The sequence below is a fragment of the Lysobacter firmicutimachus genome (assembly GCF_037027445.1).
Classification (GTDB): Bacteria; Pseudomonadota; Gammaproteobacteria; order Xanthomonadales; family Xanthomonadaceae; genus Lysobacter; species Lysobacter firmicutimachus.
Genome location: NZ_JBANDL010000002.1, coordinates 2411864 through 2434614, shown reverse-complemented (window position 1 = coordinate 2434614; position 22751 = coordinate 2411864). Strand labels below are relative to the sequence as shown.

The following is a 22751-nucleotide window of genomic DNA, read 5'->3' as shown; positions in this document are numbered from 1 at the left end:
GCCGGCCTCAGGCCTGCTCGGTCGTGTAGACCGAGCGCGCGTCCAGCAGCGCGTCGCGCTTGCCCGCGTCGCAGACCGCATAGACGAAACCGCGGTGCAGAGCGTGCGCGCCGACCTCGCCGTGCTTGTTGATCGCTAGGAAACAGACCTGCAAGGTCTTGCTGGCCTGCGGCCGCTTGCGCACCACCCGCTCGATCGCCTCGCGGCAGGCCTCGTCCGGGCTGCGGCCCTGGCGCATCAGTTCGACCACCAGGAAACTGGCGGCGTTGCGCAGCATTTCTTCGCCCACGCCGGATGCCGTGGCCGCGCCGACCTCGTTGTCGACGTACAGCCCGGCGCCGACGATCGGGCTGTCGCCGACCCGGCCGCGCAGCTTCCAGGCCATGCCGCTGGTGGTGCAGGCGCCGGCCAGCTTGCCTTGGCGGTCGATGGCCAGGATGCCCAGGGTGTCGTGGTTGCTCTTGTCGCCGGGCTTGGCGTTGTCCAGGCGCTCGGCGTTGATCACCGGCTGATACTTGGACGTCTTGCGCCACTCGTTCCAAGCCGCGCGCGCCTTGTCGGTCAGCAAGGCTTGCTTGGGAAACCCCTGTTCGATCGCGAACTGCTGCGCGCCGGCGCCGACCAGCAACACGTGCGGGGTACGTTCCATCACCCGCCGCGCCACGCTGACCGGATGGGCGATGTCCTCCAGCGCGGCGACCGCGCCGCAGCGGCCATCGCCGTCCATGATGCTGGCGTCCAGGGTCAGCACGCCGTCGCGATCGGGATTGCCGCAGCGGCCGACCGTGCTGTTGCACAGGTCGGCCTCGGCCCAACGCGCACCGGTCTCGACCGCATCGAGCGCGGAACCGCCTGCTTCCAGTACCGGCCAGGCCGCCTGGTTGGCGCCGATGCCGAAATCCCAGGTCGAGACCACGCGGGCACCGTCGCGCAGCGTGGCGCTCGCGCCGCCGGACGCCGGCAGCGCGGCCGGCAAAGCGGCGGCCGACGCGGCGAGCAAGGACTGTTGCAGGAAACGGCGGCGTGACGTCATGAGGATCAGCGAGCGAATGCGCATAGCGCGGGCCGCCGCCACGCTAGCCGCCGCCGCACCGCGGCGCAAGCGCACCGCCATCGGCGCCGGCGCCGTTCGCGCCAGCGCCGATGCGCGAGCCGGCGCGTCCCGCGGGGCCGAGTTCGACGATTTTCGACGCCGTTATGCATCGACTCGACGACGCTGCCGACGATCGGGCGCAGCACTCGCATGCTTGGCGCCCTGTCGGCAACCACGCCGTCCGCGACCTGCGCGGCCGCCGTTGCGCCCGGCCGGCCTGTGTATCGACGAAGGCTGCATCGACGAACAGCGGATTCGCTGAAAGACGGCATCGTCCTGCGATTCGGCGACGGCGGCTGGATCGATTCCTGCCTGTACCGGTTCTATGTCGAACGATGGATCAAACCCTCGCCGCCGTCGGCGGAGGACGTCACCGCCAGCTGCGGCATGGGCGCATGCGCATTCGCATGCATCGCCGACGGCTGCAGCGCATCGCGCGAGGGCGAGCCGACTCGACGACCACCACATTCGGCCGCGGGGTCTCGATCGCGCAACGGCATGCCGGTGGTCGCGACCTCCTGCAAGACCTGGGGCCCCATCGCCCGCAACGCGGCATGCAGCTCGCCGATCGGCTTGTCGGCCAAAGCGATAGCCCCGACGACGGCCGAGCGTCTCAGTTAATCGAAAAGAAAATAGCGCTGGAGCCCAATCAATATGTGCCGAATAATTAATTACTTACTCGATCACAAATACGACACCGTGCGCTGGCGCAGGGAAATAATAGACATCAATGACTATTCAGTAGAAATTCATATGACCTAATTTGACAAGATCGGCGTGCGCCCTGACCCAGCCTCTTCAACGAGCAATGTCGATCTAATAAATGCCATTAATTTCAAATTAAAGTGCGCATTTCTTCAACCATAAGCAATAGATCAACCAAGTTCATCACTAGCTAACAATATACATTCAGCCTCATGAAGGGTGATTTGCGTCGCATTCGTCCACCCCGTCGCACTCATTGCCGAGCCGACACCGCGATTGTTATCCATACCAACAGACGACCGATTGCTCGATCACGGCGCGGACAGGGGAAAGGAGATGTCGCTTCACGACGGCAGCGAGTGGAATACGCTGATCAACGAACATTCCCGCTCGGACTCCCCGTGCGGGGACGACTTGGAATATGACGAGGAATATCTGCATATTCTCCGCCTCGCCGCCGGCCGCGAGGAGCGCCAATCCGGCACGGCGGTCATTCCGGCCGAGCCGCCGGACTGGAACGAGGTCGAACGGCGCGCACTGCAGCTCAGCGCGCGCACCAAAGATCTGCGCATCGCCCTGCTGATCGCACGGGCCAAGCTGGAATGCGAGGGGGTGCCGGGGCTGGCCCAAGGCTTGGAACTGACCGCCGCCTGGCTGGACCGCTACTGGACCGAACTGCATCCGCGCCTGGACGCGCTCGACGAGCACGATCCTCTGCCGCGCCTCAACGCCGTCGCCGCCTTGAACGCGCCCGAAGGGATGGTGCGTTCGCTGCGCAATGCAACGCTGTTGCGCGACCGGCGCGGCGCTACGGTCAGCGTCCGCGACGCTGCAGCCGCCATCGCGCTGGTCAACTCGACCGCCGTGGCCACTACCGAACAGGGCATGCTGATCGGGCAACTGCGCCGCGCCCACGCCGACGGCCAAGCCGACATCGCCGGCATTCCGGCCGTACTGGCGTCGCTGGCGCGGATAAAGGCCCGCTTCGCGCTCGAACTCGGCACCGGCTTCATTCCGGATTTCGGCGCGATCGAGCAACCGCTGCATGCGATCGAAACCGCTTGCGCCGTTGCCGACGAATCGCCGGCTTCGATCGCCGCCGACGCCGTCGCGAACTGCGAGAGCGAAATCGCCGCCGACGCCGCCGCGGCGCCGTCCAACGCCGCGCTCTTGCAGCTGCGCTCGCGTCGCGACGTCGCCACGGTGCTCGAGATGGCGAGCGCCTACCTCGAACGCCACGAACCCAGCCACCCCGCTCCGCTGCTGATCCGCCGCGCGCTGCGGCTGATGGACATGAGCTTCTACGACATCGTGCGCGAACTCGCCCCGGCCTCGCTGGCCCAGGTCGAAACCGTCGCCGGCATCGCACCCGCGCCCGCCGACTGACCGGCGCTCGTACCGCTCCACCCCGCCCTTTCAAGCCGAACCAGAGGAATCGCCGTGGTCAACACCAACGTCAAGAAGGGACTCAAGCAAAAGTCCGGCGGCCAGAAATTCATCGGCCGCAATCGCGCGCCGCGCGTCCAGATCGAGTACGACGTCGAACTGTACGGCAGCGAGCGCAAGGTCGAGATCCCCTTCGTGATGGGCGTGATGGCCGATCTGGCCGGCAAGTCCAAAACGCCGCCGAAGAATTTGGAGCAACGCCAGTTCCTGGAAGTGGACGTCGACAATTTCGACGAGCGGCTCAAGTCGGTGGCGCCGCGCGTGGCGTTTCAGGTGCCGAACAAGCTCACCGAAGGCGACGACCTCCTGGTCGACGTCACCTTCGAAAGCATGGACGACTTCTCGCCCGCCCAGGTCGCGCGCAAGGTCGAGCCGCTGAGCCGCCTGCTCGAAGCCCGTGTGCAGCTGGCCAATCTGTTGTCCTACATGGACGGCAAAAACGCCGCCGAAGAACTGATCGCGCGCGCGCTGCGCGAACCGGCGCTGCTGGCGGCCCTGGCCAATGCCCCCAAGCCCGCGGCCGCTGTCGATGCCTCCGCGCCCGCCGGCGACGACAGCGCCGACTGAACCACGCACCGCTGCGCCACCGCCGCCGAGCCAGGACACCGCCGATGAAGACCCAGACCCAATCGATCGAGAAGAACGCCGTCGCCCAGGCGGCGCACGCCGCCGACGCCCTGCAGGCGGACGACTTCTCCAGCCTGCTGTACCGCGAACTGCGACCCAAGACCGATCAGGCCAAGCAGGCCGTGGAAAGCGCTGTGCGCACGCTCGCGCAGCAGGCGCTGGAGAACACCGTCACCGTGTCCTCCGACACCTACCAGACCGTGCAGGCGATCATCGCCGAGATCGATCGCAAGCTGTCCGAACAGATCAACGCCATCCTCCACCACCCGGAGTTCCAGCAACTGGAATCGGCCTGGCGCGGCCTGCACTACCTGGTCAACAACACCGAGACCAGCGAGACCCTGAAGATCCGCTGCATGCCGATCAGCAAGAAGGAACTCAGCCGCGTGCTCAAGCGCTACAAGGGCATCGGCTGGGACCAGAGCGCGATCTTCAAGAAGATCTACGAAGAAGAGTACGGCCAGTTCGGCGGCGAGCCGTTCGGCTGCCTGGTGGGCGATTTCTACTTCGACCACAGTCCGCAGGACGTGGAGACCCTGGGCGAGATGGCCAAGATCGCCGCGGCCGCGCACTGTCCCTTCATCGCCGGTGCGTCGCCGGCGGTGATGCAGATGGACTCCTGGCAGGAACTGGCCAATCCGCGCGATCTGACCAAGATCTTCCAGAACACCGAGTACGCCTCCTGGCGCAGCCTGCGCGAATCCGAGGACTCGCGCTACATCGGCCTGGCCATGCCGCGCTTCCTGGCCCGCCTGCCCTACGGCATCCGCACCAGTCCGGTCGACGACTTCGATTTCGAAGAGGACACCGAAGGCGCCAGCCACGGCCGCTACGCCTGGATCAACTCGGCCTACGCGATGGCGACCAACATCAACCGCTCGTTCAAGTCCTACGGCTGGTGCACCTCGATCCGCGGCGTCGAATCCGGCGGCGCGGTCGAGAACCTGCCGACCCATACGTTCCCGACCGACGACGGCGGCGTGGACATCAAATGCCCCACCGAGATCGCGATCAGCGACCGGCGCGAGGCCGAACTGGCGAAGAACGGCTTCATGCCCTTCGTCTACCGCAAGAACTCCGATTTCGCCGCCTTCATCGGCGCCCAGTCGCTGCAGCGTCCGTTCGAATACACGGATGCGGAGGCGACCGACAACGCCAAGCTGTCCGCGCGCCTGCCCTACCTGTTCGCCTGCTGCCGATTCGCCCACTACCTGAAGTGCATCGTCCGCGACAAGGTCGGCGCATTCCGCGAGCGCACCGAGATGGAGACCTGGCTCAACGACTGGATCATGGGCTACGTCGATGGAGACCCGGCGAATTCGTCCCAGGACACCAAGGCCCGCAAGCCGCTGGCCTCGGCCGAAGTCATCGTGGAGGAAGTCGAAGACAACCCTGGCTACTACAACGCGAAGTTCTTCCTGCGCCCGCATTACCAGCTGGAAGGCCTGACGGTTTCGTTGCGGTTGGTGTCCAAGCTCCCCTCGCTGAAGGAAGGCGTCGCCTGAGACGCCATTGCAAGCAATCACTCACTGAAGAGGAAACGAAATGGCAATCGACATGTATCTGCGCGTCGACGGCGTCGTCGGCGAAGCCAAAGACGCCAACCACCGCGGCTGGAGCAACGTGCGCTCCTATGCCTGGGGCGCCAAGCAGCCCGGCAGCATGGCCACCGGCTCCGGCGGCGGCACCGGCAAGGCCAGCTTCAACGACCTCAAGGTCACCGCGGTGATCGACAAGGCCTCGCCGGCGATCCTCAAGTACTGCGCCAACGGCCGCCATCTGCCGTCGGTCGAGATCTCGGTATGCAAGGCCGGTGGCACCCAGGTCGAGTACCTGCGCATTACCCTCAACGAAGTGCTGGTGACCGCGGTCGAGCACAACGCCGATCACGACAGCGACGCGATCCTGATGGACTACACCTTCCAGGCCGCCAAGGTCACCAAGCAGTACTGGGAGCAGACCGACCAGGGCACTCGCGGCGGCGAAAGCGTGCTGACTTGGGACATCAAGCAGAACCGCGAAATGTAAGTACCGCTGTTTCCGACCCGCACGGCATCGGCCCCCGCTGCCGCACATGCATCGAAGGCTGGACCGGGTCGGGTCCAGTGCGTTCCGGGACTCCGGGACGGTGTCGCCGGGCCGCATCTTGCGGCCGCCCCGAAAAGACGGTCGCCGACCGCCGGACCCGATCCGGCGTCGCCGGAGGCTGCCGTCGGCACCGTTCCGGATCCTGTTTCGCTCCCTCCCCGTCGCTCCATCGCCCTCCCCCATCCGTCCCGCCCTGATCCGAGTCGATCGCATGAACCCTTTGGCGCCAGCACCGACCCCGACCGTTCCGGCCCGCAAGGCCGGCGGCGAGGCCAGTCTGCTCGACCGCTTGACCGATCGCTCGGTCGAGCGCCAGGGCGCGCCCGACATCGACCCGTCGGCGCCGTCGCGGCTGCGCGATGCGCTGCTGCGCGACCTGAGCTGGCTGCTCAACACCAGCAATCTGGAAGCGGACGTCGACTTCGCCGCGTATCCGCATGCGCGCCGTTCGGTGGTCAACTTCGGCATCAGCGCCCTGGCCGGCAGGCGCATGTCCGAAGTCGAGTGGGAAGACATCGAACGCACCTTGCGCGCGGCCATCGTCGGCTTCGAACCACGCATCTGCGCCCGCTCGTTGCAGGTGCGCTGCCTGTCGGAAACCGGCCCGCGCGCGACCGGAAACGTACTGAGCTTGCTGATCCAGGGCGACGTGATATCGCCCGACCGCGCCACCGCCTTCTCGTTCCGCTCCGAGATCGACCTGGAAAGCGGTCATATTTCCCTGCGCGCACAACGGGCCGAGTGACATGGACGCGCGCCTGTTGCACTACTACAACCGCGAGCTGGGCTATCTGCGCGAACTCGGCGCCGAGTTCGCGCAGCTCCACCCCAAGGTCGCCGGACGGCTCGGCCTGGGCGAGGGCGAAAGCGCCGACCCTTACGTCGAACGCCTGCTGGAGGGCTTCTGCTTCCTGACCGCACGCATCCAGCTGAAGATGGATGCGGAGTTCCCGCGCTTCTCGCAGCGCCTGCTCGACGTGGTTTACCCCGGCTATCTGGCGCCGACGCCGTCGATGGCCATCGTCGCATTCGAACCGAATGTGCGCGAAGGCAATCTGCGCGCCGGCTTCACCCTGCCCGCCGGCACCGCCGTGCAGGCCAAGCCCGACAACGAACGCCAGACCGCCTGTGAGTTCCGGACCGCTCATGCCGTCACCATGTGGCCACTGCGGCTGAGCGCGGTCTCGTTCTCGGGCGAGCCGGGCGACCTGCCGCTGGCGGCGCTTGGGCTGGCGCGACGGGTGCGCGGTTGCCTGCGCCTGCGTCTGGAGACCCAGGGCTCGATGCCTTTGCGCGAGCTGTCGCTGGAACGCCTGGCACTGCATCTCAGCGGCCCGGACCGCGAGGCCTCGCGCCTGCTGGAATGGCTGCTGTGCCGCACCGTAGCGGTGGTCTGCCACGATCCGGAGCGCCCGCTGCGCTGGCACCAGGCCCTGGCCGCCGACACGCTGCGCCACGATGGCTTCGACGCCGACGAAGCGTTGCTGCCGACCGGGCCTCGCGGCTTCCAGGGCTATCGGATTCTGCAGGAGTACTTCGCCATGCCGGCGCGTGGCCTGTTCTGCAGCCTGCATGGGCTCGACGCCGCCATCCAACGCGCGCAGGGCCAGGCGATGGAGATCAGCGTGCTGTTCGACGCCGCCGACGCCGAGTTAGAGGCGAGCATCGGCACGCATAGCCTGGCCCTGCATTGCACCCCGGTCATAAACCTGCAGCGCAGGACCAGCGACCGTATTCCGGTATCGACTCAGCGCTACGAACACCACTTGGTCCCGGACCGGACCAAGCCGCTCGACTACGAGGTCTACAGCGTCGACAAGGTGGTCGGCCACGGCGCCCGAAGCGGCGAGAAGTGGGCGTTCCACCCCTTCTACAGTTGCCTGCGCGACGGCAGCGAGCAGGGCCGGTTCTTCTCCCTGCGTCGCGAGCCGCGCATCGCCGGTGCGCCCACGCAGGCGACGCAGCACCGCTCCGGCTATGCCGGCAGCGAGGTGTTCCTGAGCCTGGTCGATGCGCAGGAAGCCCCGCACGCCGACGATTTGCGTCAGTTGTCGGTGGAGATGTGGTGCAGCAATCGCGACCTGCCGATGCGCCTGCGACCGGCCGAACACGGCTTGAGCTTGCGCGTGTCGGCCCCGGTGGCATCGATCCGACTTCTGCACGGCCCGACCCCGCCGCGACCGGCGTTGGCCGAAGGCGAAGCGGCGTGGCGCCTGATCAGCCATCTCGGCCTGAATCATCTGACTTTGACCGACCTGGACGAGGTTCAGGGCGCGCAAGCCTTGCGCGAACTGCTGGGACTCTATGCCGGCCGGCCCGGATCGGCGCTGGATCGGCAGATCCAAGGACTGCGGTCCGTGCGCCTGGAACCGGTGCATCGGCCGATGCCCGCGCTCGGGCCGATCGTGCTGGCGCGCGGCGTGCGCATCGAGCTGAGCCTGGACGAAACCGCGTTCAGCGGCACCAGCCCCTACCTGTTCGGCTCGGTTCTGGAGCAATTCCTGGCCCGCCATGTGGCCTTGAACAGTTTCGTCGAGCTGGCCTTGCACAGCTTGCAGCGCGGTCCGGTGCACCAGTGGCCGCCGCGGCTGGGACGGAGGCCGGTGGCATGAACGCCGCGACCGAATGGGCTCCGCTCGATCCCGCGCCGGTCATCGACCGCAATGCCGGTGCGTGCTCAGCCGACGTCTGGCAACGCCTCGCGCAAGCGCCGCACGAATACGACCTGTATCACCTGCTGCGCTGGTTGGATGCGCGCATGGAGCACCGCACACCGCTGGGCCGCGCGGCACGCCCGGCCGAAGAACCGCTGCGTCTGGGCCAGGAGCCCAGCCTGGCCTTCGCGCCCTCGACCCTGGCCGGAGTCGAACGGGGCGTCGGTTCGGTCCCCAGGCTATCGGTCTTCAGCTTCGGCCTGTTCGGCCCCAACGGCCCGCTGCCGCTGCACCTGACCGAGTACGCGCGCGATCGCGCCCGGCACCACAACGACCCGACGATGAGCCGCTTCGCCGATCTGTTCCACCATCGTCTGCTCCTGCTGTTCTATCGCGCCTGGGCCGACGCGCAGGCGACCACCAGCCTCGACCGCGGCTTGCGCGGCGGCGCCCGCTTCGGCGACTACGTGGCCAGCCTGATCCACCTGGGCCAGCCCGGCTTGCGCGAGCGTGACCGCGTGCCCGATCACGCCAAGTTGTTCATGGCCGGGCATTTGAGCCGCCAGACCCGCAATCCGGAAGGCTTGCAGCAGATCCTCGCCACCTACTTCGGCCTGCCGGTGCGGATCCGGGAGTGGGTCGAAACCTGGGTCGCAGTGCCGCCGTCGCGACGAACGCGCCTGTGCGGACGCGGTGCCGGGCAACCGCTGGGCCGCGGCGCAGTGCTCGGCGCCGCGGTGCTCGACGTGCAGTCGACCTTCGAGATCGTGATCGGCCCGCTGTCGCTGAGCGAGTACCGCAGATGGCACCCCGACGCCGACTCGGTCCGCGAAATGCTGCAGTGGGTGCGCAACTACGTCGGTCTGGAATTCGCCTGGCGGGTGCGGCCGGTGCTGGCGCGCGACCAGGTGCCGTCGGCGCGGCTGGACGGCGGCGCGCGCCTGGGCTGGGACGCCTGGCTCGGCGAACGCCGCAGCGACCGCGACGCCGGCGATCTCACCTACTCCCCCGAACAGCGCCTGACCGTCGACCTCGCCGCGGCCGCAGCCTCCCTGGACCCGTCATGACCAACATCAGCCGAAAGGCGCTCTACGGAAGACTCAACCCGTTCCTGCTCGGCTCGCTCGAGTCGGCCACCGCATTGTGCAAGCTGCGCGGCAATCCCTATGTCGAACTCGCGCACTGGCTGCACCAGATCGCCCACGAAAGCGACAGCGACCTGCACCGCCTGTCCCAGCATTTCTCTCTCGATTGGGCGCGTCTGACCGCCGACCTCAACACCGCGCTCGACCGTCTCCCGCGCGGCGCCAGCGCGATCGCCGATTTCTCCAGCTTCATCGACGAGGCGGTCGAGCGAGCCTGGGTCTATACCAGCCTGCGCTACGAGCAGGCGCAGATCCGCAGCGCCTATCTGCTGGCCGGCATGCTCAACTCCAGCAGCCTGCGCCAGGTGCTGTGCGGCATCTCGGGCGAACTGAGCAAGCTGCAGCCGGACGCGCTGCTGGAACGCCTCCCCGCCGCGGTCGCGGGCTCGCGCGAACAGCCGCAGGCCGACGCTGCGGCCGCCGCGCCGCCGGCAGCACCCGCCGGCGCGCAGGAGAAGTCGGCGCTGGCGCGCTATGCGGTCGACCTGACCGCGCGCGCACGCAGCGGCGGCATCGACCCGGTGGTCGGCCGCAACGACGAAATCCGCCAGGTCATCGACACGCTGATGCGCCGGCGCCAAAACAATCCGCTGCTGACCGGCGAGGCCGGGGTCGGCAAGACCGCGGTGGTCGAAGGCCTGGCGCTGCGCCTGGTCAGCGGCGACGTGCCGCCGCCGTTGCGCGGCGTGCGCCTGTGCGCGCTCGACCTCGGCCTGCTGCAGGCCGGCGCCGGGGTGAAAGGCGAGTTCGAACAGCGCTTGCGCCAGATCGTCGAGGAAGTCGAAGGCAGCGCACAGCCGACGGTGTTGTTCATCGACGAGGTGCACACCCTGATCGGCGCCGGCGGCGCCAGCGGTACCGGTGACGCCGCCAACCTGCTCAAGCCCGCGCTGGCGCGCGGCCAGCTGCGCACGATCGGCGCCACCACTTGGAGCGAGTACAAGAAGCACATCGAGAAAGACGCCGCGTTGAGCCGTCGGTTCGAAGCGATCCAGGTGCCGGAACCGTCCGAGCCGCAGGCCGAAGCCATGTTGCGCGGCCTGGCCGTGCGCCTGGAGGCGCATCACGGCGTGCTGCTGTTGGACGACGCCATCGCCGCCGCGGTTCGGCTTTCGCACCGCTATATCCCGGCACGGCAACTGCCGGACAAGGCCATCGCCCTGCTCGACACGGCCTGTGCCCGGGTCGCGTTGAGCCAGCACGCTGCACCGGCCGAAGTCGAAGCGTTGCGGCAACGGATCGACGCGCTCGAGATCGAACTGCATCGAGCCCGGCGCGAACAACGGATTCAGGCCGGCGACGAAGCCCGGCCGGAACGGCTGGACGCGGAATTGCGCGAGCACCGCCTGCGCCTGGACGGACTGCTGGCGCGCTGGGAACGTGAGCGCGAGCTGGCAGCGCGCATCGGCGAAACCCGCGCCGCGCTGGAGCGGCTCGGCGACGCCGCCGACACGGCAAACGGCGACGACTGCAGCGAGCCCGGTGCGCACGCCGATGCTCGGGGCGGCGCCGAGCGGTCCGATCCAGCGCGGTTGCGCGCCGAACTCGCCGATGTCCAGGCGCAACTGCGCGAACTCCAGCAGCCCGCGCCGCTGGTGACTGCGGCGGTCGACGCCGACGCGGTCGCCGCGGTACTGGCCGACTGGACCGGCATACCGGTCGGACGCATGGTCAAGGACGAAGCCCAGGCCGTGCTGGTATTGACCGAGACCTTGCAACGGCGGGTGCTCGGCCAAGGCGAAGCGATGCAAGCCATCGCCCGCCGGGTGGAGATTTCCCGCGCCAAGCTCGACGATCCGGGCAAGCCGATCGGCTGTTTCCTGCTGTGCGGCCCCTCCGGCGTCGGCAAGACCGAAACCGCGCTGGCCCTGGCCGAGGCGCTGTACGGCGGCGAGCAGAACCTGATCACGCTCAACATGAGCGAGTTCCAGGAAGGCCACTCCGTCGCCACCCTGCGCGGCTCGCCGCCGGGCTATGTCGGCTACGGCGAAGGCGGCGTGCTGACCGAGGCGGTGCGCCGCCGCCCCTACAGCGTGGTCCTGCTCGACGAGGTCGAAAAGGCCCACCCGGACGTGCTGGAAGTGTTCTACCAAGTGTTCGACAAGGGCTGGATGGAAGACGGCGAAGGCCGCCGCATCGACTTCAAGAACACCATCCTGATCCTGACCTCCAACGCCGGCGACGAACTCATCGCCGCGCATCGTGCGGACGATGCCGCCGCCCTGGCGCCAAAGCTCCATGACGAGCTGCTGCAGATCTTCCCCGCCGCCTTCCTCGGCCGTCTGACGATCGTGCCGTACCGCCCGCTCGACGACGACACCCTTGGCCGCATCGTGCGCCTGCAACTGGACCGCATCGCCGAGCGCATGCGGGTGCAGCACGACATCGGCTTCGTCTACGGCGAGGACGCAGTCGATGCGATCCGCGAACGCTGCGTGCAACGCAGCTCCGGCGGCCGCGTGATCGAGTCGGTAATCGTCGACACCGTGCTGCCGCCGATCAGCCGCGCGGTCATCGCCGCCGTCGCCGACGGCCAGCCGTTGCGCTCCGTCGAGCTGCACGACCAGGGCGGCACCCTCGCCCACCGCTTCTTCCCCACCCCCATCGATCCTCCACACGCACTGACGGACCCGGCATGAACAGAGTCGTCGTCGCACATACCCCGTTGCCCGCGGACAGCCTGCGTTTCCGCAGCCTGCGCGGCACCGAGCAGCTGTCCTCGCTGTACGAGTTCACCGTCGAACTGGTTTCGGACGATCCGACCATCGACATGAAATCGTTGCTCGGCAAAGCCCTCACCCTCGAAATCGAAACCCAGAACCACGACCGCCGCCACCTGTGCGGGCAGATCGTGCGTTGCGAACTCAGCGGGCGCGAAACCGAAACCCCGCGCAGCTACATCTACACCCTGACCCTGCGTCCCAGCCTGTGGTACCTGACCAGGACCATCGACTGCCGCATCTTCCAGAACAAGAACGTGCTCGACATCCTCGACGAGGTGTTCGCCAAATACGGCTTCCCGGTGCAAAAGCGGGTGTCGGCCAACTATCGGAACTGGGAGTATTGCGTCCAGTATCAGGAAACCGACTTCGCCTTCGTCAGCCGGCTGATGGAGCACGAGGGCATCTACTACTACTTCAAGCACGAGTTGGGCCAGCAGACCCTGGTGTTGGCCGACGAGTTGGGATCGCACGACGAGTTGCCCGGCTACGCCACCCTGCCCTATATCTCGCACGACCGCCTGGCGCTGCAGGACGAACCCGGCATCGACCAGTGGCGCAGCGCCGAGGAGGTCCGCTCCGGCGTCTACAGCGTCGACGACTACGACTTCAAGAAACCCGGCGCCAAACTCGGGCAGTCGTTGGCCCATGAGATGGAGCACGACCACGCCCAGTTCGAGAAGTACATCTGGCAGGGCGGCTACATCGAGGCCGATCAAGGGGCCCACTACGCGCGCATCCGCCTGGAAGCCGAGCAGGCCGAGCATGCGCGCATCCGCGCCCACAGCACCGTACGCGCGATCGCCTGCGGCGGACTGTTCTCGCTGACCGGTTGCCCGCGCGACAACGAGAACCGCCAGTACCTGATCGTCGCGGCCGACTACGACCTGCGCGAAGGCGGCTACGCCACCGGCAGCAACGACGCCCGCTACGACATCGATTTCACCGTCCAACCGGCGCAACTGCCGTTCCGCGCCGCCTGCGCCACGCCGGTGCCCAAGGCGACCGGCCCGCAGACCGCGGTGGTGGTCGGCCCGCCGGGACAGATCATCTGGACCGACCAGTACAGCCGGGTCAAGCTGCAGTTCCGCTGGGACCGCTACGGCAACAGCGACGAGAACAGTTCCTGCTGGGTGCGCGTGTCCGACGCCTGGGCCGGCACCAACTACGGTTCGGTGCACGTGCCGCGCATCGGCCAGGAGGTGGTGGTCGACTTCCTCAACGGCCAGATGGACCGTCCGCTGATCACCGGACGCATCTACAACGCAGACCAGATGCCGCCGTTCGAAATGCCGGTGTCCTGCACCCAGAGCGGATTCGTCACCCGCACTCCCGGCGGCGGGCCGGAGAACGCCAACATGCTGCGCTTCGAGGACAAGAAGGGCAGCGAGCAAGTCCGGTTGCACGCCGAGCGCGACTACGACGTCTCCGCCGAACACGATTCGACCCTCACCGTAGCCAACAAGCTACTGGTCACGGTCGGCACCATCCTGACTCCCCACGATGGCCAGCAAAGCCCACTGCCGCTGCTCAATGGGGGGGCGGCAGGCACTCTGCCCCCAACCGCGCCCGGGGTGGTGCCGGATACCAACATCGTCACCATGGCCGGCCAGGCCCAGCAGGCCAAGGCGGGCAGCGCCGCGGCGGCGGCGGCGGCCAGCGCGCAGGGCGTGGAAATGCCCCCGCCGGAGCGGCAGCACACCAGCCAGGTCGACGCGGAGAACCCGGCGAACGTCTCTTCCGGGCTGTCCGACATCAGCGAGAAGATCAGCAGCGAAGCGGCGAGCATGTTCAGCGTGTCCGTGCAGGGCCTGAGCGTCAACGCCGTGTTCGGAAACACCGTCTCGATCACTACAGGCACCCAGACCAGCATCCTCAACGGAAGCTCGTTCTCGGACATCAACGGCAACAGCACCAGCTTCCTGAACGGCCACAGTTTCTCGATGACCAACGGCAGCACCGAATCGATCACCAACGGATCGACCGTATCGCTGACTCACGGCAACGCGGCCTCGGTGCTCATGGGCAGCTCGCATTCGACCACCATGGGCAGCACTTGGTCGTTCACGAAGGGCAATGCCACCTCGACGACGGTAGGAAACACGTTCTCGACCACTCAAGGCAACGCCACTTCGCTGACCGTCGGAAACGTCACATCCACCACGGAAGGGAATATCACCAGCACCACCATCGGCAACGTCACGTCGACGAAGATGGCGAACGACACCTCGACCACGATCGGAAACGTCACCTCCACCATCATTTCCAACGAGACCAACCTGACCGTCGGAAACAAGACGTTGACCACCATCGGAACAAAGACAGAACTGACGGTCAGCGATACCAGTTCCACTTACATCGGCAACAAGAATGAGCTGACCGTTGGAACGAACCAGAGCATGAAGATCGGAGCCAGCACCACTATCAATGCCACGCACGCCAATAACATCAACGCATCGAGCATGAACGTAAACGGCCTGTCCGTCAGCCAGACAGGATTGAGCATCAGCTATACCCAATACGGCTATAGCCAGACGGCCGTCGATCTCAAGCAAATGCAGAGCTCGGTCGAGATGGTGGGAAACAAGATGATCATGTAAGCCCGACGTTGCCCGTATCCGAGCGGTGCCGTCGCGCCGCTTCCCCTTCTTGCGCCGCTGGCGCCGCACGCATCGACCATGAGAACGACCAAGCCCACCCACCTGAGCTATCTCACCCGCTGCTTCCGCGATCGCGGAAGCGAGCATCTCGGCCTGGCGGTAGCGGCGCTCGTTAATCTCGGCGCCAAGCCAAAGCTGGGGTCGGATCAGGATTTGTGGCGACTGGTCGGCGAGGAGGTCTCGCCGATGCCGCTCGACGAGGCCGTGCCTAAAGGCTGTCCGGAGTATCTGGTCAGCGGCTACGCCTATCCCGAGCCCGGGCAGGCCAGCGCCGAACGCGGCCATGTCCGGGTGCGGATCGCCGGCAAGGAGAAGCAGTTGCAAGTACACGGCGACCGCTGCTGGCTCAATGCCTTCGAAACCAGCGACCCTGCGCCCTACGACCGCATGCGGTTGGATTGGAAACACGCCTACGGCGGCCCCGGCTATGACGCAAACCCAGACGGGATCGGCGCATCCGGCACGGCGACCGGCCAAACCGGATTGCGCCGCGTGCCCAACGTGGAATACGCCGACTACGCCCAGGGGCGTGCAGGCGCGGAGACCGCGCCTGCCAGCTTCGCCCCACTGCCGCCGGCATGGCCGCAGCGCAGTGCGCTGTATGGCCGGACCGACGACCACTGGCTCAAGCACGACTATCCCGGCCTGCCGCACGATCACGACCGTCGCTACTACAATCTCGCTCCGGCCGATCAGCAACTTGCCGGCTGCAGCGCATTTCCCAGCGCCGCCGAGTACGAAATACTCGGCATGCATCCCGAACGCGCGCGTTTGCATGGACGCTTGCCGGCGCTGCGGGCGCGTGCGTTCGTCCTGCGCCGCGGCAGCGACGAGTTGGAAGAGACGGCGCTGCGCCTGACCACCGCGTGGTTCTTCCCCCACCGCGAGCAGGCGATCCTGATCTATCACGGACAAGTCCAGGTCCAGGCCTTCGATGCCAGCGACCTGTTCGGCCTCCTGCTCGCAGGCGAACAGGAGGGGCAAGAACGGCCGCGGTCCTGGTACCGGCAGGTGCTGCAATGGCGCAACGATCCGACCCACGGTGCCCTGTACTGCCTGCGCGACCGCGATCTGCTGCCGGTGGAATGGCTGCCCGATGCTGCCGAGACCGGAACGCGCAGCGTCGCGCCCAGGTTGCAGCGCGAACTGGACCGGGCAAAGCGGCGATTGCACGAGGTGCCGCCGCCCGGTCACGGCGTCGACGCCCTGCCCGATCCCGAGTTGAAGATGCCGGCGTTGCCCGCCGTCGATGCCCTGCCCGAATTCGTCCAGCAGACCCAGCGCCGCAGCGAGCGCGAACTCGCCGAGATCCGCAAGATCTCTGCTGACGCCTTGGCCGAAGAGCACATCGAACGCGCACGCAGCGCAGCATCACCGCACGGCAAGAGCGTCGCCGCGCCGCCCGCACCGCACGGACCGCCGAAGTTGGCTCGGCCGGAGTTGAGCGTGACGACCGAGCACGCGCCCAGGGGCTGCGACGCCGCCGCGCTCGAACGCCATCTGCAGCGATGCGAACGCGATCTTCTCGTCGGATACCGCCTCTCGGCCCAGCACCAGGCGCCCGCGCCGCGCCTGGACGCAGCCGCATCCGAGGCCCTGCGCGAACGCGTCGCCGCCGCTCACGCCCGCGGCGACGCACTGGCCGCGATCGACTTGACCGGCGCCGACCTGCGCGGCCTGAACTTGCGCGGCGCCCGCCTCGAAGGAGCGCTGCTGGAAGGCGCCGACCTGTCCGATGCCGACCTGTCGTCGGCATGCCTGGACGAGGCCGTCTTCGTGCGCTGCAACCTCACCCGCACCCGCCTGTCGGCCGCGGTCGGCAGGCGCAGCAACTTCGCCCAGGCCATCTGCGAAGAAGCCGACTTCAGCCGGTGCGAACTGGACGAGGCCAATTTCGAAGGAGTACGACTGCATCGCTGCACGTTCTCGTCGGCCACTGTGCAGCGCGGCCGCTTCGACCGCGCCATGCTCGACAGGATCGACTTCGGTTCCGCACAACTCGGTCAGCTGATGCTGATCGGGAATACCCTGAACGATATCGACCTGCGACGGGCGAAACTGCGCAAGATCGTGTTCAGCCAGTGCCGATTGCGCGATATCGATCTGTCGGACTCCGATATCGAGAACTTAGCGCTGCTGGACACCCAGGTGGAAGGCGATATCCGCCTGCTGCGCGCCCGTGTTTGCAAGGCGGCCCTGGGCGGCGCGGTTTTACCTCGGATCGATTTCAGCCATGCCTGCCTGACCGAGGTCAACTTTCGCGACGCCCGGCTGCGCGGCGCGCGTTTCGTCTCGGCTCAGATCCGCGCAAGCGACCTCACCGACGCAGATCTGAGCGAAGCCGACCTCAGTCGGGTCAAGATCCACGACGGACTGATGGTTCGGACCACGCTTCGCGGCGCCGACCTGAGCTCGTCCGACCTGATCGGCGCCTATCTCCGCGGCGCACATCTGGAGGGCGCGAATCTGGAATCCGCCAATCTGTTCAGGGCCCACCTCTCCGAGGTATCGCTCGACCGGAGCACGCGCCTGCACGGCGCTTATCTGGAGAAAAGCATCGCCTACCCTGCACGGGAGCAATCCCTGTGAGCCCCGAACTGGCCGACCTTGTCGATCGTCTGGCAGAGACCGGAACGGTCGCGGAGCTGTCGCTGCACGGCGCCGACCTGATCGGCGCCGATCTCTCCAGCGCGACATTCGATCGCATCGATTTCTCTTACGCACGACTCCGCAATGCGCATTTCTCAGACTGCGTATTCCTGGACTGCCGATTCGATCATGGCGAACTGGAAGCCATCCTATTGGACACCTGCCGCTTCGACCGCGGCAGCTTCGACCGGTCCCGCTGGCTGCGTGCGCGCTTGAACGGCTGCGTCTTCCGCGACGTCAGCGCCAACGGCATCGAACTGCGCGGGGCGCGCATCGACCAATCCCAATGGTTCAACGGTGACCTGCGTCAGTCCGTACTGCGCGAAGCCGATATCGAGCGCTCGTTCTTCGCCGGCACTACCTTCGAGCAGGCCGACCTGCAGGCGTCGAAGTTGCGCCAGGTCGGCTTCGACGGCATCGATCTGCGCGGCGCGGACCTCGTTGGCGCCTCATTGGACCAGGTCGCGTTGTTCGACTGCGACCTCAGCGGAAAGGTGCTGCGCGGGCTGCGCATGCCTCGCACTCAGTTCGTACGCACCCGTCTCGCCGGCATCGATTTGTCCGGTGCTGACCTGACCCAGTGCAACTTCCAGGGCGCCGATCTGCGCGGCGCCCGCCTGGAAGCGGCGGCGGCAGCCTATGCCAACTATTCCGGCGCCGACCTCAGCGATGCGCACTGCCAATCCGCGTACTTCGCCAACAGCCTGTGGTTGGAAGCACGCCTGGACCGGGCCGATCTCAGCGGAACCGACCTGGAATCGGCTTCGATGATGCGCGCCTCTGCAGTCGGTACGCGTTTCTCCCGCGCTCGCCTCAAGCAGGCCGACTTGTCCTACGCCGACTGCTCGCAAGCCGACTTCGCCGGCGCCTCGTTCGCCGCGACCCGCGTGCATCGCGCCAGCCTTCCCCGCGGCGCTTGGCGGCGGCAACCCGGTGTCGTCTTCCAGGACGCGGATCTCTACGCGGCCGAGGCTTGGTCGGAACGCCGAGACGCTCTCTACGAATGAAGGAGTCCATCATGCTGCAAGACATCAGGTCGCAAGATACGGACAGCGCGGTCTCGGTGCTGTCCGAGCCACTGAATCACGACGGGAGTCCTTGGTCCGGTGCGGCAAACGTAGTCGCGGTCGACGAGCAGGGAGGGCTCGTGATCGATCGTCAGAACCGGCGGCTGTATTGCCGTCGTGCCCACAGTTGTCTGACGCCGCCCAAAAGCGGCGACCGGGTCTGGATCGTCTCCGACGGGCGCACCGAACATTATGTCTGTGCGGTGTTGCACCGCCCCGATCCGGGCCCGGTCCGATTGCAGGTACAGGGCGACCTGGAGCTCCAGGCCATCGGCGGCGAGCTGCGCCTGCATGCCGACACCCACCTGTCCCTGTGCAGCAACACGACGCTGCGTGCCCAAGCCGACACGATCGCCATCGCCGGCCGCGAAGCGCGCATCGATGCGGACGCAGCGCAAGCCAACTGCGGCCGAATCGAAACCCGGGTCGGCTTGTGGCGGCTGGTCGGCCGGGTGCTGGAGTCCGCCGCCGAACGCATCGTCCAGGCTAGCCGCCACAGCGTCCGCACGGTCGAGACCGTCGATTGCCTGCGTTCCGGGCAGATCGATTACACCGCCGCCACCGATGCGCGCCTGCATGCCGAGCACACCATCGTCACCGCCTCGAAATTGGCCAAATTAGACGGCGAACAAGTGCATATCGGCTGATCGCCGATCGAATGCATGTCCACCGCTGGTCTTCCTCCGCTTTCGCACCAGGGCCTCCGCCATGACCATGCCAGCAAATACGACATCAAGCGGCTTCTGTTTCGCCATTTCGGTCAACTTCACCATCGTTCTAGTACCGGTTCCATTCCCGAACATGGGGCACCGAAGCAGCGCAGCGCCCAACGTCACGAATATTTTCATCGTCAACGCTTTGGCCTGCAATTTGGCCACGATCATCATGATGAGCGTCGGCGATCAACCGGGCGTCGTGGGCGGCGTGGCTTCGGGCACTGTCGGATCGACCTGCCAGAACATCAAAGGCTCCAGCAAGGTGAGCGTCGGCTGTATGCCGGCCACGTGCCTATCCCATCCGACCAGGCAGAACTCCACCAATACCGTGGGCTGCGATGCGTCGCCTTGCCAGGCCAAGGTGTTTTTTTGCCCTTGAATCCATACCGGCTTTTTGCCGCCTATCCCTAGAAAACGATGCGATCTGCCATGAACCCGTTCGTGCGTCCGCTCTCGTTGTCGTTTGCGCTTCTGCTGGGCGGTTGCGCCGGCCTGAAGACTCAGGTCGCGCCGCCCTACGACCTGGACATCCGCGTCGCTGCCGACGCCAACCGCAACGCGCGCGGCGAAGCCGCGCCGGTGCTGGTCGCGATCTACGAGCTCAAGGCCGATACGGCGTTCTCCAACGCGGACTATCCGCAGTTGCAGGACAACGACAAGAGCGCGCTCGGTCCCGATCTGCTGGGCGGCGAGCAGTTGATCCTGCACCCGGGCGAGCAACGCCGCCTGCGCCGCAAGGGCAATGCCGAAGCGCGCCTGATCGGCGTCGCGGTCGGCTACCGCGAGCAGGGCAAGCCGTGGAAGGCCACGGTCGCCCTGCCCTCGGCCAAGGACAAGTACTTCCAGATCAAATCGGGCCGCCGGCTGCTCCAAGTCGATATCGGCGCCGGCGGGTTGCGATTGCTCGCCGACCGGCGCGATCGGCCCGAACCCGCGCCGCCGCGCGTGCGCGCCGCCGAGGCGCCACGCCCGGCTCGCGGCGCCCGCGCGACCACGCAACCGCGCAACACAGCCAACGCCCCTGGGACGCGCGCCCCGTCGCCATCGCCGCCGCGCGCGGCGCGCACGTCGAAAGCGGCTTCGAAGATCGCAACTTCGATCGCTGAAACGGCCTCGAAGACCGCTTCGACAACCGCCGGCGCCACTTCGACGATCGCCTCGACGATCTCCGCCGTCGCATCCAGAACCGTTCCGACCATCCCACCGGCCGCCTCGAAGGCGGTCTCGACGATCGCCGCCGCAGCGCCAACGGCCGTCCCGACGCCTGTGTCGCCGACTTCGAAAGCCGCTTCGGCGATGAACTCGACATCAGCGGCGGCCACCTCGGCGATCGCTGCGGCGATCGCGAGGAAGCCCTCGCCGCCCGCCGCGGCGACCTCGAAGGCCGTTTCGATCATCGCCGAAAAGACCTCGAAAGCCGGCCCGACGGCCGCGGCGAGGACTACTACGACGACTTCGAACATCGCTCCATCCACCGCTGCAACGGTCTCGAAGAACTTCCCGCCAGCCGCCGGGCCGGCGCCGAAGTCCGTCGAGACAACTGCCGCGACGACTTCGAAGCCCGTCCCGGGCGCCGCAGCAGTGACGTCCAAGACTAAGCCGACTGCCGCCACGACGACTCCGCAAAACGAACCGAGAGCCATACCAAAAAACGGTTCTCGAATGCGCTCGCGGTCGCCCGTACCGGGCCAAGCGCAATCGCCCGCCAATCCGCGGACGTACCCGGCCGACGCCATACCCGCGCCCTCTCCCTCTTCTCCATCCAGCCAGCGGAACCGCAAATGACCTCCAGCGAATCGCCGATCAGGGACGCCCATCTGGCGCGCAGCAAAGTCGTCTGGTCGGAGGGCATGTACCTGCGGCCGCAGCACTTCCAGCAGCAGGAGCGCTACCTGGAGAGCTACGTCCAACAGCGTTGCCTGGGTCAGCAGGCTTGCTTCTGGGGCTATTGCGATTACGACATCGACCGCGACGCGCTCTCGCTCGGCAAGATCGTGCTGGCCTCGGCGCGCGGAGTGATGCCCGATGGAACGCCGTTCCAGTTCGCCGGCGGCCGCGAGGCGCCGCCGCCGCTGGACGTGCCGCCGGGTTGCCGCGACGAACCGATCGTGCTGGCCTTGCCCTTGCAACGCCCGGGCGGCGAGGACCTGATCCACGCCGACAATGAGCAATCGCTGGCGCGCTACACCGTGCATGCCTGCGACATGGCCGACAACAATGCGGTCGCCTTCGGGCCGGCCAGCATCCAGGTCGGCAAGCCCCGTTTCCGTCTGATGCCGGCCTCGCAACTGGGGATGGAATGGCAGTCCTTGGGGCTGGTGCGGGTACTCGAGCGGCGCAGCGACAATTCTGTCCGGCTCGATCCGCGCTACATCCCGCCGATGCTGAGCGCGAACCGCTGCGCACCGCTGGCCGGCTTCGTCAGCGAACTGCACGGCCTGCTCGAACAACGCGGCGAGGCGATGGCGCACCGCCTCTCCCATACCGGCCGCGGCGGCGTGGCCGAAGTGGCCGACTTCCTGCTGCTGGAGCTGATCAACCGCAGCATGGCCGACACCTGGCACGCACTGAACCTGGACGGCTTGCATCCGGAGCGGCTGTTCCGCGACTGGCTGAGGCTCGCATTCGATCTGTCCACCTACACCACCGCCGAGCGCCGCCCCGGCGTTCGCCCGACCTATCGCCACGACGACCTCAGCGCGAGCTTCGAACCGCTGATGGCCGACCTGCGGCGCTCGTTGTCGACTGTACTGGAACAGAACGCGATCGCGATCGAACTGCAGGAACGCGCACCGCGGGTGTGGGTGGCGCAGATCCCCAGCGTCGAGCTCATCCGCACCGCCGGCTTCGTGCTCGCCGTCAACGCCAGCGCACCGGCCGAGGTGGTCCGTACCCGCTACCCGGCGCAGGTCAAGATCGGCCCGGTCGAGCTGCTCAACGATCTGGTGCACCTGCATTTGCCGGGCATCGGCATACGCAGCCTGCCGGTCGCGCCGCGTCAGATCCCCTACCACGCCGGCTACCACTATTTCGAACTCGACACCGGCAGCGAGCTGTGGCGGCAAATGGAAACCTCCGCCGGCCTGGCCCTGCATTTCGCCGGCGATCTGCCCGGCCTGAGCATGGAGTGCTGGGCCATCCGCAGCTGACCAGCCCGATTTTCCGCCCTCGCCTACACGAC

At 66.9% G+C, this 22751-nt stretch carries 17 protein-coding genes; 16 read left to right on the top strand and 1 reads right to left on the bottom strand.

Going from position 1 to position 22751, the window contains the following annotated elements; all coding sequences use genetic code 11:
- Positions 1-7: 7 nt before the first annotated feature.
- Entirely contained in the window at positions 8-1033 is a 1026-nt protein-coding gene (locus V2J18_RS10835; protein WP_336131781.1) for a glycosylasparaginase, read from the bottom strand.
- Positions 1034-1243: 210 nt separating this feature from the next.
- Here V2J18_RS10835 and V2J18_RS10830 point away from each other — a divergent pair, with 210 nt between their 5' ends.
- The 16 genes from V2J18_RS10830 (at position 1244) to tssK (ending at position 22719) form a co-directional block, all read left to right on the top strand.
- Positions 1244-1714, top strand: a complete 471-nt coding sequence (locus V2J18_RS10830; protein WP_336131780.1) for a hypothetical protein — start codon at positions 1244-1246, stop codon at positions 1712-1714.
- A gap of 420 nt (positions 1715-2134) precedes the next feature.
- Entirely contained in the window at positions 2135-3184 is a 1050-nt protein-coding gene (tssA, locus tag V2J18_RS10825) for a type VI secretion system protein TssA (protein ID WP_336131779.1), read from the top strand.
- 54 nt (positions 3185-3238) lie between these two features.
- On the top strand, positions 3239-3811 hold the full coding sequence (gene tssB, locus V2J18_RS10820) for a type VI secretion system contractile sheath small subunit (RefSeq protein ID WP_336131778.1): 573 nt from the start codon (positions 3239-3241) through the stop codon (positions 3809-3811).
- A gap of 44 nt (positions 3812-3855) precedes the next feature.
- Positions 3856-5376: a type VI secretion system contractile sheath large subunit gene (gene tssC, locus V2J18_RS10815; protein WP_064746719.1), complete on the top strand. Its 1521-nt coding sequence runs from the start codon at positions 3856-3858 to the stop codon at positions 5374-5376.
- A 40-nt stretch (positions 5377-5416) separates the two neighbouring features.
- The gene (locus V2J18_RS10810) at positions 5417-5899 is read left to right on the top strand and encodes an Hcp family type VI secretion system effector (RefSeq protein ID WP_064746720.1); all 483 of its coding nucleotides are present in this window, start codon (positions 5417-5419) and stop codon (positions 5897-5899) included.
- Between the two features lie 271 nt (positions 5900-6170).
- Entirely contained in the window at positions 6171-6704 is a 534-nt protein-coding gene (tssE, locus tag V2J18_RS10805; protein WP_222423712.1) for a type VI secretion system baseplate subunit TssE, read from the top strand.
- A 1-nt stretch (position 6705) separates the two neighbouring features.
- Entirely contained in the window at positions 6706-8571 is a 1866-nt protein-coding gene (gene tssF, locus V2J18_RS10800) for a type VI secretion system baseplate subunit TssF (protein ID WP_064746721.1), read from the top strand.
- The gene (gene tssG, locus V2J18_RS10795) at positions 8568-9680 is read left to right on the top strand and encodes a type VI secretion system baseplate subunit TssG (protein WP_336131777.1); all 1113 of its coding nucleotides are present in this window, start codon (positions 8568-8570) and stop codon (positions 9678-9680) included. The genes tssF and tssG overlap by 4 nt, the downstream gene beginning before the upstream one ends.
- The gene (gene tssH, locus V2J18_RS10790) at positions 9677-12397 is read left to right on the top strand and encodes a type VI secretion system ATPase TssH (protein ID WP_064746722.1); all 2721 of its coding nucleotides are present in this window, start codon (positions 9677-9679) and stop codon (positions 12395-12397) included. Before tssG ends, tssH begins: the two co-directional genes overlap by 4 nt.
- A complete protein-coding gene (locus V2J18_RS10785; RefSeq protein WP_064746723.1) occupies positions 12394-15078 on the top strand; it encodes a type VI secretion system Vgr family protein in 2685 nt (894 codons plus the stop codon). The genes tssH and V2J18_RS10785 overlap by 4 nt, the downstream gene beginning before the upstream one ends.
- A 78-nt stretch (positions 15079-15156) precedes the next feature.
- Positions 15157-17727 (top strand): DUF2169 family type VI secretion system accessory protein, encoded by a 2571-nt coding sequence (locus V2J18_RS10780; protein WP_336131776.1) that lies wholly within the window; start codon positions 15157-15159, stop codon positions 17725-17727.
- The gene (locus V2J18_RS10775; protein ID WP_336131775.1) at positions 17724-18794 is read left to right on the top strand and encodes a pentapeptide repeat-containing protein; all 1071 of its coding nucleotides are present in this window, start codon (positions 17724-17726) and stop codon (positions 18792-18794) included. The genes V2J18_RS10780 and V2J18_RS10775 overlap by 4 nt, the downstream gene beginning before the upstream one ends.
- Before the next feature lie 11 nt (positions 18795-18805).
- Positions 18806-19501, top strand: coding sequence for a DUF3540 domain-containing protein (locus V2J18_RS10770; protein ID WP_336131774.1), 696 nt, complete (start codon positions 18806-18808; stop codon positions 19499-19501).
- A gap of 61 nt (positions 19502-19562) precedes the next feature.
- Positions 19563-19949 carry a DUF4150 domain-containing protein gene (locus V2J18_RS10765; protein WP_336131773.1) on the top strand — a complete coding sequence of 129 codons (387 nt, stop codon included), beginning with the start codon at positions 19563-19565 and terminating at the stop codon, positions 19947-19949.
- Between the two features lie 50 nt (positions 19950-19999).
- Positions 20000-21355: a type VI secretion system lipoprotein TssJ gene (gene tssJ / locus V2J18_RS10760; protein WP_336131772.1), complete on the top strand. Its 1356-nt coding sequence runs from the start codon at positions 20000-20002 to the stop codon at positions 21353-21355.
- Positions 21352-22719, top strand: a complete 1368-nt coding sequence (gene tssK / locus V2J18_RS10755) for a type VI secretion system baseplate subunit TssK (RefSeq protein WP_064746729.1) — start codon at positions 21352-21354, stop codon at positions 22717-22719. The genes tssJ and tssK overlap by 4 nt, the downstream gene beginning before the upstream one ends.
- The last annotated feature ends 32 nt before the right edge of the window (positions 22720-22751 follow it).

What these genes read in the sequence shown, in the direction of transcription:
- V2J18_RS10835 (WP_336131781.1), bottom strand. Translation starts at nt 1,033, where the DNA reads ATGACGTCACGCCGCCGTTTCCTGCAACAGTCCTTGCTCGCCGCGTCG.
- V2J18_RS10830 (WP_336131780.1), top strand. Translation starts at nt 1,244, where the DNA reads ATGCTTGGCGCCCTGTCGGCAACCACGCCGTCCGCGACCTGCGCGGCC.
- tssA (WP_336131779.1), top strand. Translation starts at nt 2,135, where the DNA reads ATGTCGCTTCACGACGGCAGCGAGTGGAATACGCTGATCAACGAACAT.
- tssC (WP_064746719.1), top strand. Translation starts at nt 3,856, where the DNA reads ATGAAGACCCAGACCCAATCGATCGAGAAGAACGCCGTCGCCCAGGCG.
- V2J18_RS10810 (WP_064746720.1), top strand. Translation starts at nt 5,417, where the DNA reads ATGGCAATCGACATGTATCTGCGCGTCGACGGCGTCGTCGGCGAAGCC.
- tssE (WP_222423712.1), top strand. Translation starts at nt 6,171, where the DNA reads ATGAACCCTTTGGCGCCAGCACCGACCCCGACCGTTCCGGCCCGCAAG.
- tssF (WP_064746721.1), top strand. Translation starts at nt 6,706, where the DNA reads ATGGACGCGCGCCTGTTGCACTACTACAACCGCGAGCTGGGCTATCTG.
- tssG (WP_336131777.1), top strand. Translation starts at nt 8,568, where the DNA reads ATGAACGCCGCGACCGAATGGGCTCCGCTCGATCCCGCGCCGGTCATC.
- tssH (WP_064746722.1), top strand. Translation starts at nt 9,677, where the DNA reads ATGACCAACATCAGCCGAAAGGCGCTCTACGGAAGACTCAACCCGTTC.
- V2J18_RS10785 (WP_064746723.1), top strand. Translation starts at nt 12,394, where the DNA reads ATGAACAGAGTCGTCGTCGCACATACCCCGTTGCCCGCGGACAGCCTG.
- V2J18_RS10780 (WP_336131776.1), top strand. Translation starts at nt 15,157, where the DNA reads ATGAGAACGACCAAGCCCACCCACCTGAGCTATCTCACCCGCTGCTTC.
- V2J18_RS10770 (WP_336131774.1), top strand. Translation starts at nt 18,806, where the DNA reads ATGCTGCAAGACATCAGGTCGCAAGATACGGACAGCGCGGTCTCGGTG.
- V2J18_RS10765 (WP_336131773.1), top strand. Translation starts at nt 19,563, where the DNA reads ATGACCATGCCAGCAAATACGACATCAAGCGGCTTCTGTTTCGCCATT.
- tssJ (WP_336131772.1), top strand. Translation starts at nt 20,000, where the DNA reads ATGAACCCGTTCGTGCGTCCGCTCTCGTTGTCGTTTGCGCTTCTGCTG.
- tssK (WP_064746729.1), top strand. Translation starts at nt 21,352, where the DNA reads ATGACCTCCAGCGAATCGCCGATCAGGGACGCCCATCTGGCGCGCAGC.